This window comes from Caldimonas hydrothermalis (assembly GCF_056746695.1).
Genome location: NZ_JBWQXA010000001.1, coordinates 1 through 18,492 on the forward strand (window position 1 = coordinate 1; position 18,492 = coordinate 18,492).

Genomic DNA, 18,492 nt, shown 5'->3' on the forward strand with positions numbered 1-18,492 from the left:
GCGCGGGCCAGCACCGGCATCTCGCCCAGGCGGCCGGCCCAGCGCCGGCGCCACAGGATGGCCAGCTCCATCTGCGTGCGCATCAAGGCGCGCAGCGGCGGCATCCCAGGGCGCGCATGCCTGTGCGCATAGCGCTCGCTGGCCTCGATGTAAGCGTTGAACGCAGCGATGGTCGAAGGAGCGATGCGAAATCGGTCCTTCACGAACGAGCGCGCCTGCTCCAGCCTGAAAGGCACGCCCTGCAAACGCGCCTCGCGGTACATGATGGCCAGGGCGATCCGTGACAACAGGTCTGCGCCCAGGGGGTCGCTGCCCCGCCCCTGTTCACCCGGCGCGTAGCCACCGCCCACATCGGAGTGCACGCCGGGAAAGACGATTTCCTGACAGCCCTCGGGCAACACCCCGCCCACCGAGATCGAGTCCAGCGGAAACGAGCGGCGCACCTCATGGGCGGCCACCAGGTGCGTGCACTTGATGCCCGCCGGGATGCGCAGCGACACTTGCGCATCGGCCCAGGTCCCATGCCCATGGCCCACCAGCGCGGTGGAAGCCAACCCGACCGAGGCCACCGTGTCGAACAGCCCCAGAAAATCGAACTCCACCGCAAACCCGCCCAAAGTGCGCCCACTGCGCCCCAGCAGGCGCGCATCGAGCTCGCACAGCGCGACGAACCAGTTGGCAAACGCCCGCGCCATCGCCGCCCCGCGGGAGAACCCGAACGCACTGACGTACACGGTGCGCACGATGCCCGGGTCCACCCGCGCCGGCTGGCCCGTGCGCGCATCGGGAATGTGGGCCCGCAAAGCGTCGTGCAAACGGCGCAACACCCGCTCCAGGCACGCCATGGCGTGCGGCGCGCCCTGGCCGTCGGCCTCGGGCCACACCAGTCTGGGCAGCTCACGCAGGCCCCGGCGATCCAAGTCCACCTGCTGCGACCACTCCACCACCTCGGCATGCGAGACCAATGCCCTTTTGTGAAAGTAGCGGTGCACGGCATTGATCGCTTGGGCCAGCGCCCACAGGATGCGCCGCTCGCCCCAGCGTGCAAAGGCCGAGCCCAGCTTCTCGTCCAGGCCTGCACCGCTGTCGTCGATCTCCTCGAAGGGCGTGCCCACGCCGGGCAGATAGACGCGAAAGTAGTCCGGATACGCCGCCTCGTTGGGCCACAGCGCCCGCGCCGTGATCGCCGAGCGCGGGGCAATCGTCTGCCCCGGGTAGGCCTCGAACAAGCGCGCCACGTTCGAATGCGTGTGGTCGTCGCGCTGCTCGCTCAGCCCGTAGTGGTTGCGCGTGCCATCGAAGAAAAATCCGAAAAACAGGTTCGTCTCGCACGAACGGCCAGGTTGGCCGATGGCGGGGGTTTCGCGGGGCACGACATAGTTGTGCTGAATCTTGATTTGATCATCCTCTGTGAAGAACTGCTCCATCACTGAGGGATCCGTATAAGCCTTTGGATCAATCGCTCGTGCCAGCCTGATGCTCATGGCTTCACTTTCTCCATCTCCAAGAGGCGCGCTCGCACCGATGCAGCCGATTCCTCGCCATAACGCTTCAGCTTTTCGATGAATTCAGGATCGTCCGGCCCCTTGAAACCAGCGATCATTTCCTTCCATCGCTGGGCGTAGTAGTTCCATTTCTGCTGTCTCTCAGCCGCATCCAGGCCTTTGGCCATCCTCTCGAAGTGGGGCAGCAGCCTTGCCTCTTGGTCATATCGCATCTGCCACAGCTTGAGCCTGTGCTCCCGGCTCGGGATCGGCCAGTGCTTGAGCTTGCCCGGCCATTGCGGATGCCCCGGGTCCACCGCGCTGGCCAGCACTTCGACGCTGCCGTCCTCATAGAACAAGGCCCACAACACCCCCGGTTCGTCCGTCGGATACGGCGGCAGCTCCCGCACGATCGTCTCGTAGCGTCGGTCATACGACGAACCCGTCCACCAGTCGTAGCGCAGCTTCACCTGGATGCCCGGCCGCCACCGCCTCGGCAGCGCGTAGCAGCACATCGCACCATTGCCGCTGTAAGGGTCCACCCCGGGGCCGCCGGCCACTTTTTGATCGTTTTGCGGATCGATGAACAGCACCGCGTTCAATTCCCGCCCCGTGTAGTTCACCGCCGTCACCGCCACCGCATCGCGATCGGCGCGCACCGCCCCTGCGCAGCCGCTAAGCAGCACGGCGCACAGCCACAGCAGCCTCGGCAACAGCCACCCGCTTGCAGCTTTCACTTCCCGCTTCATCGGATCTTCATCCTCCAGCAGGGCCCTGTCGCCGGGCTTCACCAGGGCCTCGCGCACACGGTTTGGGCGGCCGGGGGCGCACCAGCCAGCACACTCAAGGCCTGGGCGATGTGGCCGCTGATGCGATGCATCCGAGCGTCGGCCCCCACGGTGTGCAGCTCAGCGCGGCTGTCCAGCCAGCCCGCCGCCAGCGCGGCCGCATCGAAAGGCTCGGTCATCACAGGCCTCCCTTGCTTGTCTTGTCCCTGAAAGCCGCGCGATGCTAGCAAGCCCCTCCCGGCGCGGGCCAGCAGGTTTTGGAAACAGGGTGTGACAAGCGCGGCACGCAGGGCAACAGTGGGGGCGCGGGAGCAGCGGCCTTCCTCGCCCCTCGAGTGGCCGGTCCCTTTTCAGTCCGAGCGGCGCCGCTGGAGTGCTCGTGCCAGCGGTGCATCGCGCTGGTACACATCGGCCGCAAATCGCACGGGGGCTCCCGGCGACTCGGCCCAGGCGGTGAAGTAGGCCAGGGCAACCGTCACCGGACGGTCGAGCATCACGTACTGCGAGGGGACGGCATCGTCGCGCATCGCCGCGGCCACCCGCTGCGCGTTCCAGCCCGGGTGTTCACGCAGGACCCAGGTGGCCAGGGCAGCCGGCTCCTGCACGCGCACGCAGCCATGGCTGAAGTCTCGCCGCTCGCGTAGGAAGAGGCTGCGCGCCGGGGTGTCGTGCAGATAAATGGCCTCGTCGTTGGGCATCATGAACTTCACGGCGCCCAAGGCATTGCCCGGACCCGGCTTCTGGCGCAGGCGCAGGCGGCCCTCACGCAGACCGGCCAGGGCCTCAGCACCGAACGGCAGCACGGGGGAATGGTCCGCCGGGCCGTCCACCACTTCTTTGTTCTGGCGGTGCAGGTAGCCCGGGTCGGCCTCGATGCGCGGTAGCTCCTCGTCGCGCAGGATGCCGGACGGCACGTTCCAGTAGGGACGGAAGACGAGGTAGCGCAGCTCCTCCATCATCGAGGGGGTGGCGTCCTTGCCACTGCGGCCCACGATCACACGCAACGCCAGGGCCGGCTCCGCGGTCGCGTCGGCATAGGCCCACAGCCGGAACATCGGCACATTGACCAGGATCAGAGGCTGGCCCGGCGGGGGAGGCATCCAGCGCAGCCGCTCCAAGCTCAGCTCGACCTGACGCACACGCTGCGACAGCGGTACGTTGAGCGCCGCCACGGTGGAAGGCCCGATCACCCCGTCGTCATTCAGTCCGTGGCGGGCCTGGAAGCGGCGCACCGCCGGTTCCCAGGCTGGGTCATAGCGGGTCGGGTCGGTGGGCGGGGGTGCATCGCCAGGCAGCTCACCCAGAAAGCGCAGCCGCTCGAAGACCCGCACCGCCTGTGCATGCGACTGCCCGGGGCGCAGACTGGGCCGGAAGACCGGCAACGGGGCTGGCGTTTCCCGGGCGGCCTGCGCCCGCAGGGCCGGCAAGGCGGCCCGCAGCGTTTCGTAGGCGGGCCAGGCGGGTCGCAGGGCCTGCACGGCGGGGGCCAGCCGTCCGGCCTCCAGGGCCTGGTGCAAGAGGGCGGCAAGGTCGGGCTCGACCCGGGCGGGTCGGCGCTTCCAGCCGTGCCGGCGCGGGTCGACACGGCCCAGGTGCAGCTCGCGCAGGAAGCGCAGCACGGCCAGGCTCAGGCGCTGGTCCAGCGCAGGCAGGGCTGACGGGGTGCCGTTGCCGGCAGCGGCTGCACGCCCGGATTGAACGGCCCGTGCGAGTTCATCGGCCTCGTAGTCGCCGGGATGCAACCCGTCGTCCTCGGCCGCGGCCAGCAGGGACAGGGCTTCGGCCAGCACCGGGCGAGCCCGGCCCTGCGCATCGAACCATCGCAGGCCGGCCGGGCCCAGGGCGTGGAAGCGCCGCAGGGTCTCGGCCTCGGCCGACGGAACCGGCATGACCCGGATCGACTCGGGGTGATCGAGCCACCGGGCCGGCGGCGGGGCCGCCGCCGCGGTGGGCGAGGGGGCGATGGACACGGCGGCCGCACAGGCCGCAAGGAACAGAGCGGGCAGACGCATGAGGTGCCAACGGTAACCCTGAAACCGGCGGTCACGGCATCCCCCGAATCGGCGAACCTCGTCGTCACCCGGGCCGGCCATCGGCACGCGGCCGACCGAACCAGCGCCCATACCGCCAGCTCCAGCCCAGGGCCACGGCCGCCCACAGCGCCGCCGAGGCCAGCACGAGCACGCCCGAGGCCGACCCCTGCCCCGCCCCCAGCAGGCGCAACACCACAGCGGCCTGCAGGCCCCAGAACAGCCCCCAGGCGAAGTCGTCGGCCACGAGCGTGCGCCCGCCGTGCCCACAGGACACGCGCGTGGCCATGGCCAGCAGGATGGATCCGAGAAAACCCAGCGTGAGCGCGTGCAGCGGGGCCAGACCCAGGGCATGCCCGCCCCACCACCACAAGGCCTGGGCCGCGGCCTGCAACAGCAGGGCCACGCCGAGCCAGACGAAGCCCAGGTGCAGCATGGCCAGCAGACGGATGCGCAGGCTTTGCACCAGGCCCCAGCGCACCGCCAGCCACAGGGCGGCGAGCCCGGCGACCCCGTTGATGCTAATCGCCAGCGCAGCCAGGGGGCCGGACTGTCGCGCCGCCCAGGCCAGTGGCGGCTGCGCCCCCAGCACCACCAGCCAGGTCCACAACAGCCACATCGGCCGCCAGGCATCGAGCGCCGGGAGCGCAGCGGCCGTGAAGAAGGGCACCATGCGATGCAGCACGGCGGCGTAGACAGGGGCGATGAACCACCACAGGCCCGCAGAGGCGGCAGCCAAGGTCCAGCCTGGTTCTTCGAGCACCAGGCCGACCACCGCGGCCCACAGGCCGATCGAGCCGACCAGGCAGGCGGTGCCCACCACACGCGCATGGGTGCGGTCCTCGACCGTGGACTTGCGCAGCAGTTGCAGGTAGCGCCGGGTGAATCCACTCCAGCCCCAGGCCACCGCCGACAGGCCGATGGCCGCCATTGGAGCCAGCCCATGCACCCCCATCAGGAAGACGGCCCAGCCGCTCAGGCAGGCCAGCGTGGGCGCCAGCAGGCTGCGCGCGGCCACCGGTGGCAGGCCCAGCCACTTCGGAGCGGCCGTGAAGAGGAAGCCCGTGATGAACAGCGGCATGAAACCCTGGCTCATCAGCAGGGCATGGGCCAGGCTGGGAGAGAGGGCCCAGGGCAGGGGCGGGACCAGGCCTTGGCGGCTGGCCAGCACGATCAGCCACCACAGGGCGCTGGCCGAAAGCATCACCGCCCCGGCAAAAAAGCCCAGCCGGTGCGGCGCGGCCAGCAGCCAGGAGGCACGCCAGGCGGGCGGCGGCACCGCCGGCGCGGCAGGCCCTGGCCGGATAGGGATGGTGCGCATGCCCGTGCCTCAGGCCGCCGCCGCAGCCGGGGTGAGCAGCCGTTCGACCAGCTCACGCACGCTGCGGATCTGGTCACCGAAGGGCAAGGGGCCCACACCCCGGAAGAACAGGCCCTTCTTCACGTCGCCGCGCAAGGCGGCAGCGAGCTGGTGGTCGATGCAGAACTGGCCCCAGCCGGGCAGACCGTCGCGCAGCCCGCACTGGGCCAGGCAGTCGAAGGCCTTGGTGCAGCGGCTCTTCAAGTGCGCCACGGCCTGCAGCTTCTTCTCGATCTTGAGGTAGGCCTTGAGCCAGGGGGTGGCCACTGCGCGTGCGGGCAGACCGGCCACGCTGGTGAACTCGACCATGTCCTCCTCGCGGGCTTGCGCCAGCACGCGCTTGAACTCGGGGTGGGCGTCGCCCTCCTCGGTCACCGCAAACGGGGTGCCCAGTTGCACGGCGCTGGCCCCCAACGACTGCATGCGGACGATGTCGGCATGGCTGCGGATGCCACCGGCGGCGATCAGCGGGATCTCGCGTTCGATGCCGGCCTTGCGCAGGAATTCGCGGGTCTCGGGCAGCACCCGTTCGAAGTCGAAGCGTGGGTCGTTCAGGTCGGCGATCTTCGCGGCGCCCAGGTGACCGCCTGCCAGGCGGGGGTGTTCGATCACGATGGCGTCGGGCAGACGCTTCTTGCGCTCCCACTTCCTCACGATGAGCTGCACGCCGCGGCTGTCGGACAGGATGGGGATGAGCAAGGCGTCGGGATGGTCCTGTGCCAGGTCGGGCAGGTCCAGCGGCAATCCGGCCCCCACCACGATGGCGTCAATGCCGGCCTCCAATGCACGCTTCACGCTGGCGGCATATTCGCTGACCGCGCGCATCACGTTCATCGCCAGCAGGCCCCGACCGCCGCTGCGCCGACGGGCAGCGGCCACCTCGCGGTCGATGGCTTCGAGGTTGGCCGCATCGATGGCCTGCTTGGCGGCCTTGCCGACGCCCAGGCCGCGGGTGCGCTCCATGAGGTCGGGGTGGTGACGGCGCAGGTCCACGCTGCTGAGCGTGCCCACACCGCCGAGTGCGGCCACGCTGCCTGCCAGACGATGGGCCGACACCCCCACGCCCATGCCCCCCTGCACGATCGGCAGCAGGCGAGCGCCCTTGAGCACCAGCGCCGACAGGCCGCTGCGTTCGAGCAGGCCGGCCATGGCGGGTTCGACGGAAGACGAGACTTCGGACATGGACACACCTCGTGATGGAGGTGTGAAGGTAAGCGCACGACACCGGCAGGGCCTTGACCCTGCTCAATGGACGCTCGTCAATGCAGCACGAGCACGGGCAGTTTCGTGCGCGACATGAGGTTCTTCGTGTGCGAGCCCCACATCAGTTCACCAAAGACACCGCGGCCATGCGTGACCATCACGATGAGATCGCACTGGTGCCGGGCTGCGGCATCGACGATGGCGTCCTCGATGTTGTTGGCCTGCACACTCACGCGCTGGAAGGGCACCTGCGCCTGTGCCGCGAGACGCTCGAAGCGGCCGAGCACTTCGTCGGCATGCGCGCGCACCGCTTCGTCATGGGTCTTGGTGATGCGCCCATAGGCATAGCCTTCGCCGATGCTGGCCGGTGGTGGGGCGAAGGGCTCGACGATGAAGCCGGTGACGCGGGCCCCCAGGCGCCGGGCCAGGGCCAAGCCCGCATGCATGGCTTTGTCGCTGAGATCGCTGCCATCGACGGGCACGAGCAGATGATCGAACATGGGAGCCTCCGTCCGAGCCCGCCTCGGGCCCTCATGCACACTCTACGCCGCGCGTGTGCATCTCGGCTTGCTCCACGTCAAGCCTGGGGTCATCGGGACGGGTGCAGTCGGCTGTCGATCTCGTTGAAGCACACGTCCTGCTCGGCCGGCACGTACGGCCCGGTCCCGCTGTGCTCGGACCGTGAGGCCGGCACAAAGCCACCGGCCAGCACGTCGAAGACGTGCACCTCGCCGTCCTCGATCACGTAGTGCCAGCCGTGCAGTGTGATCGTCCCGGCTTCCACCCGGGAGCGCACCATCGGATAGTCCATCAGGCGTTCGAGCTGCAACACCACGGCGCGCTGCTCGGTCCGGCGCAGGGCCTCGGGACTGGGCTGCACCGGCAGGGCTGCCTCGCGGGCAAGGTCGAGCCAGCGGGCCAGGTTCGGGGCTTCGGGCGAGATTTCCTCGTACAAAGCCTTCATGGCGCCGCAATGGCTGTGGCCGCACACCACGATGCGCGTCACATGCAGGTTGAGCACGGCAAACTCGATGGCCGCGGTCGTGCCATGGTGGCCGTGGCTGCCGTCGTAAGGCGGCACCAGCGCACCCACGTTGCGCACGATGAAGAGCTCGCCCGGGCCCGTCCCGGTGAGCAGGTAGGGCACCAGACGGGAGTCCGAGCAGCCGATGAAAAGCGTGGTGGGGTGCTGCCCCTGGTCCACCAGGTCGCGAAACCGCGCCTGGTGTCGGGGGAAGTAGTCGTCGTGGAAACGACGCAGGCGCTCGATCAGCTCGTCGGGCATGGCCGCACTCCCCTGCGCCCTACTGCACCAGGGGCGTGTCGGCGGCGTCGAGCGCCACCCCATCGAGTTCGGCCTGCCCGGCCAGCAGGCGCAGATACTGGCGCAGCGCGGTCACCCAGGCCTGCTGCTGCAGCGCCAGGCGCACAGCACCGCGCACAGTCTCGAAGGGCCGGGCCTGGCCGGCGTGGCGCTCCAGCACCTCCACCACATGCAGGCCGAAGCGGGTGTGCACCAGGCGAGGCAGCACGCCCACCTCGGTGTGCCCGAAGATCTCACGGGCGAACTCGGGAGCGCAGTCGGCTGCGCGCAGCCAACCCTCCTCGTCACCGATCACGCCGCCGCGCGCACCGCTGGGGCAGTTCGACCAGTCCTGCGCCGCCCGGGCAAAGCGCCGGTCCCGATCGGCCTGGGTCTGGCCTTCGTCGTGGCAGCGCAGTTCCAGCAGCACGCTTTCGGCCTTCAGGCGCAGGGCCTTCACGTCCACGCCGGGCGTCACGGCGAACAGAATGTGGCGGGCGCGCACCCGCTCGCCTTCACTGTACTGGGCGGCGTGCGCCGCATGGTGGCGGCGCAGCGCCTCCTCGGACGGCTCGGGCAGCGCCAGCTCGCGTTCGAGCAGGGCCTCGATCGCGGCGCCGGCCGCCTCGCTGATCACGCCGTCGGTGCCCGGTTGGTCAGCAGCGTCGAGCAGGCCGGCAGCCTGCGCGGCCTGGCGCAGCAGCTCGGTGCAGGCCCGTTGGCGCAGCACCTCGGGCGGCAGCGCCTGGCCAGGGGCGTGGAGCGGCCGGCCGTTGACGCGGGCCACCAGGCCCAGGGTGTCGATGGTCATGGCATTGTCTCCTTCAGGCCACGGGGCGGCGGGCCGGGGCATGGTGTTCGGCCGGCAGGTTCAGACGGCGTGAGCGCACCACCTGGTAAGGCCGCAGCAGGTAGGCGATGGCGCCGAAGCCGCTCCACACATGCACCAGGCGGGTGAACGGGAAGATCAGGAACATCGTCATGCCCAGGACCATGTGGGCGCGGAAGACCCAGGAGATGTCGGCCATCTGCTCGGCGGCCCCGGGCCGGAAGGTGACGATGCGCTGCGCCCACTCGGCCAACACCAGCATCACGCTGCCGTCCAGATGCTGGGCCGACAGCGGCACGGTGGCCAAGCCCAGCGCGAGCTGCACCCACAGCAGCCACAGCAGGACGATGTCGCTGGTCTTGGACGTGGCACGGATGCGCGGGTCCGACAGGCGGCGGTGCAGCAGCAGGCTCACCCCGATGAGCGCCAGCACGCCGGCGATGCCGCCGGCCGTCATCGCCAGCACCTGCTTGGTGCCCGAGCTCATGAAGGGCTCGTACAGGAAGTGCGGCGTGAGCATGCCCACGAAGTGGCCGAAGAAGAGGAAGAGCACCCCGGCGTGGAAGAGGTTGCTGCCCCAGCGCAACTGGCCGGTGCGCAGCAACTGCGAGGAATCGCTCTTCCAGGTGTACTGATCGCGATCGAAGCGCAGCAGGCTGCCGACGAAGAACACCCCGAGGCAGATGTAGGGGTAGAGGCCGAAAAAGAAGAAATCGACGGTGGCTTTCATGCGCGTGCTCCTTGGGAAGCTGCGGGCTTGCGGACGATGTGGATGGGCTGGGGTTGATCCGGCCGGTTCTGGCCCCTGGTGGCGCAGCCGTCGAAAGCCGGGGGCTCGGCCCAGGCGTCGTCCAGGCCCTCTTCGGGCGGCAGGGCCAAGTGCTGGACACGCTCGCCAGCCATTTCCAGCACCGCGGCAATCGCCGCCGCATAGGGGCTGTGCCGCTGCACGAGTGCGCTGTGCAGGGCGTTCAGGATGTGCGCCATCTCGCCGAGGAAATCGCGCGCCACAGCCGCCGGCTGCGTGGCGGCGAACTCCAGGGCCACGGGCAGGTAGTCGGGCAGTTCACCCGGGGCGAGGTAGAGGCCGGCCTGCTCGTAGGTCTGCAGCAGGTCCACCATCGCCGGGCCGCGGTCACGCGAGTCACCGTGCACGTGCTCGAAGAGATGCAGCGAGGTGGCGCGTCCGCGGTCGAAGGTGTCCACGTAGCGGGCCTCGACTTCGAAGGCTTCGCCGCGGCGCAATTGCCGGATCAGGGCCTGCAGGCCGGCACGGGCTTCGGCGCTGAGGGCGGACTCGGCCATCACCACCGCCTCGATCTCGTCGAGGGCGGCGCGCAGCGTGTCGTCCGGGTAGCCCAGCAGGCAGGCCACCGCGCGGCAGCTTTCGGAAGGAAAACGTTTCATCGTGGTGCTCCTGCGCTCAGACGGTGGCCTTGATGGGGATGGTGCGCTTCTTCTTGCTGCCAAAGAGGCTGGTCTCGGTGCTGCCATCGGAGCAGCCGTTGCCGAAGGAGAAGCCGCAGCTGCCGCGCACGTCGAAAGCGTTCTCGGCGTATTCGCGGTGTGTGGTAGGGATGACGAAGCGGTCCTCGTAGTTGGCAATCGCCATCACCTGGTACATGTCCTCCACCGTGGCCTGGTCGATGCCGACCTGCTGCAGCGCCGTCGTGTTGATGCGCCCTTCCACATGCTTCTCGCGCTGATAGGCGCGCATCGCCAGCATGCGCTCGAGCGCACGCACCACCGGCGCCGTCTCCCCGGCCGTGAGCATGTTGGCGAGGTAGCGCACGGGAATGCGCAACTGGTTGACGTCGGGGATCTCGCCGTTGATGCCGATGTCGCCGGCGTTGGCCGCGGCGGTGATGGGCGACAGCGGCGGCACGTACCACACCATCGGCAGGGTGCGGTACTCGGGGTGCAGCGGCAGCGCCACCTTCCAGTCCACCGCCATCTTGTAGACGGGGCTGTTGCGTGCCGCCTCCAGCCAGGCCTCGGGGATGCCGTCGGCGCGGGCCTGTTCGATTACCTTGGGGTCGTTGGGGTCGAGGAAGATGTCGAGCTGGGCCTGGTAGAGCTCGCGGTCGTGCTCGACGCTGGCCGCCTGCTCGATGCGATCAGCGTCGTAGAGCAGCACGCCCAGGTAGCGGATGCGGCCCACGCAGGTTTCGGAACACACCGTGGGCTGGCCGGCCTCGATGCGGGGGTAGCAGAAGATGCACTTCTCGGCCTTGCCGGTCTGCCAGTTGTAGTAGATCTTCTTGTAGGGACAGCCCGAGACGCACATGCGCCAGCCGCGGCACTTGTCCTGGTCGATCAGGACGATGCCGTCCTCCTCGCGCTTGTAGATCGAGCCCGAGGGGCAGGAGGCCACGCACGCCGGGTTGAGGCAATGCTCGCACAGGCGCGGCAGGTACATCATGAAGGTGTTCTCGAACTGGCCGTAGATGTCCTTCTGCACCTCCTCGAAGTTCTTGTCCTTCGAGCGCTTGGCAAATTCGCCGCCCAGGATCTCCTCCCAGTTCGGCCCCCACTCGATTTTCTCCATGCGCTGCCCCGTGATGAGGCTGCGCGGGCGCGCCACCGGCGCGGCCTTGGACTCCGGCGCCGACTGCAGGTGGTCGTAGTCGAAGGTGAAGGGCTCGTAGTAGTCGTCGATCTCGGGCAGGTTGGGGTTGGCGAAGAGGCGCATCAGCAGCTTCCACTTGCCCCCCTGGCGTGGCTCAATGTTGCCGTCGGCCTTGCGGACCCAGCCTCCGTGCCACTTGTCCTGGTTCTCCCATTCCTTCGGATAGCCGATGCCGGGTTTGGTCTCGACGTTGTTGAACCAGGCGTACTCCATGCCTGGTCGATTCGTCCAGACGTTTTTGCAGGTGACGGAGCAGGTGTGGCAGCCGATGCACTTGTCCAGGTTGAGGACCATGCCGATCTGTGCGCGGACTTTCATCGCAGGTATCTCCTTTTTGTCAGGCGGCGGTCGCCGGGGTCCCGTCGTCGAGCCAGTCGATGCGCTTCATCTTGCGCACCACGACGAACTCGTCTCGGTTGGTCCCGATGGTCCCGTAGTAGTTGAAGCCGTAGCTCAACTGCGCATAGCCGCCGATCATGTGCGTGGGCTTGGTGACGATGCGGGTCACCGAGTTGTGGATGCCGCCACGCTGCCCGGTGATCTCGCTGCCCGGGGTGTTGATGGTCTTTTCCTGCGCGTGGTACATCATCACCATGCCGGGGTTGACGCGCTGGCTCACCACCGCGCGCGCTGCGATCGCGCCATTGGCGTTGAAGAGCTCGACCCAGTCGTTGTCCACGATGCCGGCGCGCTTCGCGTCGTCCTCGCTCAGCCAGATCACCGGACCGCCGCGGTTGAGCGTGAGCATCACGAGGTTGTCGCTGTAGGTGGAGTGGATGCCCCACTTCTGGTGCGGCGTGATGAAGTTGAGCGTGATCTCCGGGTTGCCGTTGGGCTTGCGGTTCATCACCTCGTCCACCGTCTTCAGGTCCACCGGTGGGCGGTAGCTGGTGAATCCTTCGCCGAAGGCGATCATCCACGGGTGGTCTTGGTAGAACTGCTGGCGGCCGGTGAGCGTGCGCCAGGGGATCAGCTCGTGCACGTTGGTGTAGCCGGCGTTGTAGCTGACGCTCTCGCTTTCCAGGCCCGACCAGGTGGGCGAGCTGATGATCTTGCGCGGCTGGGCCTGGATGTCGCGGAAGCGGATCTTCTCGTCCTCTCGGTGCAGGGCCAGGTGGGCGTGTTCCCGGCCGGTGATCTTTGAGAGCGCCTCCCAGGCTTTCACCGCCACATGGCCGTTGGTCTCGGGCGCGAGCATCATCACCACCTCGGCGGCATCGATGTCGGTCTCGATCTTCGGCATGCCCTTCGTCACGCCCTCTTCGTGCACCTTGCCGTTCAGTTCGGCCAGTTGTCGCACCTCCTCGGCCGTGTTCCAGGTGATGCCCTTGCCGCCGTTACCCACCTTCTCCATCAGCGGCCCCAGGGCCGTGAAGCGCTTGTAGGTGTTGGGGTAGTCACGCTCGACGACCGTGATCTGCGGCGCGGTCTTGCCTGGGATCAGCTCACACTGGCCCTTCTTCCATTCCTGCACATCGAAGGGCTGGGCCAGTTCGGCCGGGGTGTCGTGCATCAGCGGCGTGAGCACCACTTCCTTCTCAACCCCCAGATGGCCCACGCAGACCTCGCTGAACTTCTTCGCAAAGCCCTTGTAGATCTCCCAGTCGGAGCGGGCCTGCCAGGCCGGGTCCACCGCGGTGGACAGCGGGTGGATGAAGGGGTGCATGTCGCTGGTGTTGAGGTCGTTCTTCTCGTACCAGGTGGCCGTGGGCAGCACGATGTCGGAGTACAGGCAGGTCGTGCTCATGCGGAAGTCGAGCGTGACCAGCAGGTCGAGCTTGCCCTCCGGGGCCTGGGCGTGCCAGGCGACCTCCTTCGGTTTCGCATCGTCAGGGCCCAGGTCCTTGCCCTGCACGCCGTGGGCGGTGCCCAGCAGGTGCTTGAGGAAGTACTCATGCCCCTTGCCGGACGAGCCCAGCAGGTTGGAGCGCCACACGAAAAGGTTGCGCGGCCAGTTGTTTGGATGGTCCGGATCCTCGCAGCTCATCTTGAGCGCACCGCTCTTGAGCGAGCTCACGACGTAGTCCTTGATGTCCTGGCCGGCGGACTGGGCGTCGCGCACCACCTGCAGCGGGTTGGTCTGCAGCTGCGGCGCACTGGGCAGCCAGCCCATGCGCTCGGCGCGCACGTTGTAGTCGATCAGGCTGCCCTGGAACTGGGTCTTGTCGGCCAGCGGCGAGAGCACCTCTTCGACGCCCAACTTCTCGTAGCGCCACTGGTCGGTGTGGGCATAGAAGAAGCTGGTGGAGTTCTGCTGGCGCGGAGGGCGGATCCAGTCCAGCGCAAAGGCCAGCGCCGTCCAGCCGGTCTGCGGGCGCAGCTTCTCCTGGCCCACGTAGTGCGCCCAGCCGCCCCCGCTCTGGCCCACGCAACCGCACAGCATCAGCATGTTGATGATGCCGCGGTAGTTCATGTCGCTGTGGTACCAGTGGTTCATCGCCGCGCCGATGATCACCATGGACTTGCCATGCGTCTTGTCGGCGTTGTCGGCGAACTGGCGCGCCACCGCAATCACCTGCTCGCGCTTGACGCCGGTGATCTTCTCCTGCCACGCCGGGGTGTAGGGCACGTTGTCGTCGTAGGAGAGTGCTGCGTTCTCGCCGGGCAAGCCGCGCGAGACACCGTAGTTCGCAACCAGCAGGTCGAAGACCGTGGCCACCAGCGCCTCGCGCGGCTCGCCGGCCTTGCCCAGCGCAATGCGCACCGCCGGCACCTTGCGACGTATCACGTCGCCGGTGGACTTGTTCGCGTTGAAGTGCGGAGTGTCGATTCCCCCGAAGTAAGGGAAGGCGACATCCACCACCTCATGGGCCTGCGCGCCCTCTTCCAGCACCGACAGCTTGAGCTTCACGTCGTGGCCGTGGCGGGCTTCCTTGTTCTCGAGGTTCCAGCGCCCGGCGTCGGGCCGGCCGTCCGGGCCCCAGCGGAAGCCGATGGAGCCGTTGGGCAGCACCACCTTGCCCATCTCGTCGAAGGCCACAGTCTTCCACTCGGGGTGGTTGGCCTGGCCGAGCTTGCCGTTGAAGTCGCTGGCGCGCACATAGCGGTCGGGCACCAGCGTGGTGCTGCCGTCGGGCAGGGTGTGCTCCTTGAGCCGCACCAGCAACGGCAGGTCGGTGTAGCGGCGCGCGTAGTCGTCGAAGTAGCTCGATCGCTTGTCGAAGTAGAACTCCTTCAGGATCACATGCCCCATGGCCATCGCCAGCGCAGCGTCGGTGCCCTGCTTGGGGTGCATCCACAGGTCGGCCAGCTTGGAGACCTCGGCGTAGTCGGGCGTGATGGCCACGACCTTGGCGCCCTTGTAGCGCACCTCGGTGAAGAAGTGCGCATCGGGCGTGCGCGTCTGGGGCACGTTGGAGCCCCAGGCGATCAGGAAGGTGGAGTTGTACCAGTCGGCGCTCTCGGGCACGTCGGTCTGCTCGCCCCAGGTTTGCGGGCTGGACGGAGGCAGGTCGCAATACCAGTCATAAAAGCTCATGCACACGCCACCGATCAGCGACAGGTAGCGGCTGCCGGCCGCGTAGGAGATCATCGACATGGCCGGGATGGGCGAGAAGCCGATCACGCGGTCCGGGCCGTACTTTTTGATCGTGTAGACGTTGGCCGCTGCGATGATCTCGTTGACCTCATCCCAGGTCGCGCGCACGAAGCCGCCCAGGCCGCGCTGCTGCTGGTAGTCGCGGCGCTGGCTGTCGTTCTCCACGACGCTGGCCCAGGCGTCCACCGGCGTGCGGGCCACGGCCTTGGCCGCGCGCCAGTGCTTGAGCAGGCGGCCACGCACCATCGGATACTTCACGCGGTTGGCGCTGTAGAGGTACCAGGAATAGGAGGCGCCGCGCGCGCAGCCGCGCGGCTCATGGTTGGGCAGGTCGGGCCGGGTGCGAGGGTAGTCGGTCTGCTGGGTTTCCCAGGTGACGATGCCGCCCTTCACGTAGATCTTCCACGAGCACGAGCCCGTGCAGTTGGTGCCGTGGGTGGAGCGCACGATCTTGTCGTGGGCCCAGCGGGCGCGATAGGCGTCTTCCCAGGTGCGGTCTTCACCGGTGGTCACGCCATGGCCGTCGGCAAAGTGTTCCTTAGGCTGGTTGAAGTAGGTCAGTCGGTCCAGAAAGTGGCTCATCGGAGGCTCCTTGTTCTGTTCGCTGGATCAGCAGGGCATGGGCGCGTTCTTGCGGCTGTAGTACCACCAAGTGATGGCCACGCAGGTGACGTAGAAGACGATGAAGACGTACAGCGCGGCCTCGGGCCCGCCCGTCAGGGCGATGGACGTGCCGTAACCCTTGGGAATGAAGAAGCCGCCATAGGCCCCCACGGCCGAGCTGAAGCCCAGCACCGCAGCGGCCTCCTTGTTGGCGTCACGCTGGGCCTGCTCCTGGGCCGCCGCGCCTGAACCGGCCGCACGCTGGCGCTCGGTCAGGAAGATGATGGGGATCATCCGGAAGGTCGAGCCGTTGCCCACGCCGGCCGCAGCAAACAGCACGAGGAAGGAGATCAGGAAAGCGTTGAAGTTACCGGCGCGCCCATCGGCTGGCAGGAACTGCAGCACCGCGGCCACGCCCAAGCCCATCACGATGAAGGTCCAGAACGTCACGCGGGCGCCACCCAGTTTGTCGGACAGCCAGCCGCCCACCGGGCGGATCAGCGCGCCCACCAGCGGGCCCAGCCAGGCGTACGACAAGGCGTTGACCTCTGGAAACTGGCTCTTGATGAGCAGAGGAAAGCCGGCCGAGTACCCAATGAAGCTGCCAAAGGTACCGATGTAGAGCCAGCACATCAACCAATTGTGTTTGCGTTTGAAGATGATGGCCTGGTCGGCGAAAGAGGCTTGGGCTTCTTTGAGATCGTTCATCCCAAACCAGGCGGCCACCGTGGCAGCCACGATGAACGGCACCCAGATGAATCCTGCGTTTTGCAGCCACATCGGCACCTGCTGCCCGTTGCGGGTGACCATCGCCGGCTCGCCGCCCAGGACACCGAACACGCCCGTGGTGATCACCAAAGGCACGACGAACTGCACCAATGAGACGCCCAGATTGCCCAGGCCAGCGTTCATGCCCAACGCATAGCCCTTTTTCGATTTGGGATAGAAGAAACTGATGTTGCTCATGCTGGAGGCGAAGTTGCCGCCGCCCAGGCCGCACAACAAGGCCAGCAGCACGAAGACCTCATAAGGCGTGGCCAAGTTCTGCACCGCCAAGCCGATACCCAGCGCGGGTAGCAGCAAGCTGGCAGTGGAGATCGCAGTCCAGCGTCGCCCGCCGAAAATCGGCACGGCAAAGGAGTAGAAGATGCGCAGCGTCGCGCCGCACAGCGCGGGCAGCGCCGCCAACCAGAAGAGCTGGTTGGTGTTGAACTTGAAGCCCACGGCGGGCAGGTTGACCACCACCACCGACCACACCATCCACACGGCAAAGGCCAGGGTCAGCGCCGGAATCGAGATCCACAGGTTGCGGCGCGCGATGGACGCGCCTTGCTGGTTCCAGAACGTCTGGTCTTCAGGGTTCCAGCGTTCAATCACATGAGAAGCCACGTCAGCCTCCGTTGGGGGGTTCTGTTGAAGATCAGCTCTGGGGGGCCAGGCCGCCAGTGTTGGCGCCGAGCACTTCGCGGCGGCGCACCTCGGTGAAGTACATCCAGATCAGCGACACCCACACCACGCCGTAGAGCAGCATGAAGGCGCTGGAGCGGATGCCGGTGAGGTCGAGCAAGGCGCCGAACATGATGGGCAGGATGAAGCCGCCCAGGCCGCCGGCCAGGCCCACGATGCCGGAGATGGCGCCGATGTTGTTCGGGTAGTCGTCGCTGATGTACTTGAAGACGCTGGCCTTGCCGAAGGCCCATGCGATGCCCAGGATGAACATCAGCGCGGTGAAGACATACACATTCAGGCCGATCGTGAAGCTGCGCGCGCCGTCCACGGTGAGCACCGTGAACTCGGTCTGCGGATAGCTCAGCAGGAACAGGCAGATCCAGCTCACCCACATCACCCACCAGGTGACGCTGTGAGCGCCGTACTTGTCGCTCAGCCAACCGCCGATGGCCCGCAGCACCCCGCCGGGCAGCGAGAAGCAGGCCGCCAGCAAGGCAGCCACGCGGATGTCCAGGCCGTACTCCCCCACGTAGTACTGCACCATCCACAGGCTCAGCGCCACATAGCCGCCGAACACGATGCTGTAGTACTGGCAGTACTTGAGCACCCGCAGGTCCTTCAGCGCCTTGAGCTGGTCGGTGAACCTGACGTGGCTGGGCACCAAGTGACTGGGGTCGCTGTGGCTGAACATCCAGAACAGCACCACGGTGCCGAGCATGATGGCCGCATACACCTGCGGCACCATCGTCCAGCCGAAGGCCACCAGGATCACCGGCGCGACGAACTTGTTCACAGCCGCACCCGAGTTGCCCGCGCCATACACGCCCATTGCAAAGCCCTGGCGCTGCTTGGGAAACCAGCGCGCCACGTAAGGGGTGCCCACCGAGAACGAACCGCCGGCCAGGCCGACGAACAGGCCGATGACGAGGAAGTGCCAGAACTGTGTGGCATAGGCCATCAACCAGATGGCCGGCACGGTAGCGGCCATCAGCAGCGTCATCACGATGCGACCGCCATAGCGGTCGGTCCAGATGCCCAGCGGCACGCGCACCAGCGAGCCGGTGAGCACCGGTGTGGCCATCAGCAGGCCGAACTCGGTGGCGTTGAGGTTCAGGGCCTTCTTCAGCGGGATGCCGATGACGCCGAACATCATCCACACCATGAAGCACACCGTGAAGGCCAGGGTGCTGACGATCAGCACCGACCAGGCCTTTACCGGAATGGGGGGGACCGTTGCCGATCCTGCTTGGGGGGCCGCCATGGGGATCACTCCTTG

Annotated in this window: 15 protein-coding genes; all 15 read right to left on the bottom strand. The window is 67.4% G+C overall.

Annotated elements, in window-relative coordinates; all coding sequences use genetic code 11:
* The coding region (locus AC1ECW_RS00005) for a T6SS phospholipase effector Tle1-like catalytic domain-containing protein (RefSeq protein WP_481200878.1) at positions 1-1,373 on the bottom strand (1,373 nt) is incomplete at its 3' end.
* Between the two features lie 107 nt (positions 1,374-1,480).
* Positions 1,481-2,275: a DUF3304 domain-containing protein gene (locus tag AC1ECW_RS00010; RefSeq protein WP_481200879.1), complete on the bottom strand. Its 795-nt coding sequence runs from the start codon at positions 2,273-2,275 to the stop codon at positions 1,481-1,483.
* Positions 2,272-2,451 (bottom strand): hypothetical protein, encoded by a 180-nt coding sequence (locus AC1ECW_RS00015; protein WP_409705014.1) that lies wholly within the window; start codon positions 2,449-2,451, stop codon positions 2,272-2,274. The genes AC1ECW_RS00010 and AC1ECW_RS00015 overlap by 4 nt, the downstream gene beginning before the upstream one ends.
* Positions 2,452-2,622: 171 nt before the next feature.
* Entirely contained in the window at positions 2,623-4,284 is a 1,662-nt protein-coding gene (locus AC1ECW_RS00020; protein ID WP_409705012.1) for a L,D-transpeptidase family protein, read from the bottom strand.
* A 64-nt stretch (positions 4,285-4,348) separates the two neighbouring features.
* Complete coding sequence (locus AC1ECW_RS00025; protein ID WP_481200880.1) at positions 4,349-5,623, bottom strand: NnrS family protein; 1,275 nt, start codon at positions 5,621-5,623, stop codon at positions 4,349-4,351.
* 9 nt (positions 5,624-5,632) lie between these two features.
* Positions 5,633-6,844, bottom strand: coding sequence for an NAD(P)H-dependent flavin oxidoreductase (locus tag AC1ECW_RS00030; RefSeq protein ID WP_409705008.1), 1,212 nt, complete (start codon positions 6,842-6,844; stop codon positions 5,633-5,635).
* 77 nt (positions 6,845-6,921) lie between these two features.
* Positions 6,922-7,365, bottom strand: a complete 444-nt coding sequence (locus AC1ECW_RS00035) for a universal stress protein (RefSeq protein WP_481200881.1) — start codon at positions 7,363-7,365, stop codon at positions 6,922-6,924.
* A gap of 89 nt (positions 7,366-7,454) precedes the next feature.
* On the bottom strand, positions 7,455-8,150 hold the full coding sequence (locus tag AC1ECW_RS00040; RefSeq protein WP_409705004.1) for a carbonic anhydrase: 696 nt from the start codon (positions 8,148-8,150) through the stop codon (positions 7,455-7,457).
* A gap of 19 nt (positions 8,151-8,169) precedes the next feature.
* Positions 8,170-8,979: a peptidylprolyl isomerase gene (locus AC1ECW_RS00045; protein ID WP_481200882.1), complete on the bottom strand. Its 810-nt coding sequence runs from the start codon at positions 8,977-8,979 to the stop codon at positions 8,170-8,172.
* A 13-nt stretch (positions 8,980-8,992) separates the two neighbouring features.
* Positions 8,993-9,727, bottom strand: coding sequence for a respiratory nitrate reductase subunit gamma (gene narI, locus AC1ECW_RS00050; RefSeq protein ID WP_409705000.1), 735 nt, complete (start codon positions 9,725-9,727; stop codon positions 8,993-8,995).
* Positions 9,724-10,404 carry a nitrate reductase molybdenum cofactor assembly chaperone gene (gene narJ, locus AC1ECW_RS00055; RefSeq protein WP_409704998.1) on the bottom strand — a complete coding sequence of 227 codons (681 nt, stop codon included), beginning with the start codon at positions 10,402-10,404 and terminating at the stop codon, positions 9,724-9,726. Before narJ ends, narI begins: the two co-directional genes overlap by 4 nt.
* Positions 10,405-10,420: 16 nt before the next feature.
* Positions 10,421-11,944, bottom strand: a complete 1,524-nt coding sequence (gene narH / locus AC1ECW_RS00060) for a nitrate reductase subunit beta (protein WP_409704996.1) — start codon at positions 11,942-11,944, stop codon at positions 10,421-10,423.
* A gap of 19 nt (positions 11,945-11,963) precedes the next feature.
* Entirely contained in the window at positions 11,964-15,746 is a 3,783-nt protein-coding gene (locus tag AC1ECW_RS00065) for a nitrate reductase subunit alpha (protein ID WP_409704994.1), read from the bottom strand.
* Between the two features lie 27 nt (positions 15,747-15,773).
* Positions 15,774-17,156 (bottom strand): NarK family nitrate/nitrite MFS transporter, encoded by a 1,383-nt coding sequence (locus AC1ECW_RS00070; RefSeq protein ID WP_409704992.1) that lies wholly within the window; start codon positions 17,154-17,156, stop codon positions 15,774-15,776.
* A gap of 31 nt (positions 17,157-17,187) precedes the next feature.
* The gene (locus tag AC1ECW_RS00075; protein ID WP_409704990.1) at positions 17,188-18,477 is read right to left on the bottom strand and encodes an MFS transporter; all 1,290 of its coding nucleotides are present in this window, start codon (positions 18,475-18,477) and stop codon (positions 17,188-17,190) included.
* Positions 18,478-18,492 lie beyond the last annotated feature (15 nt).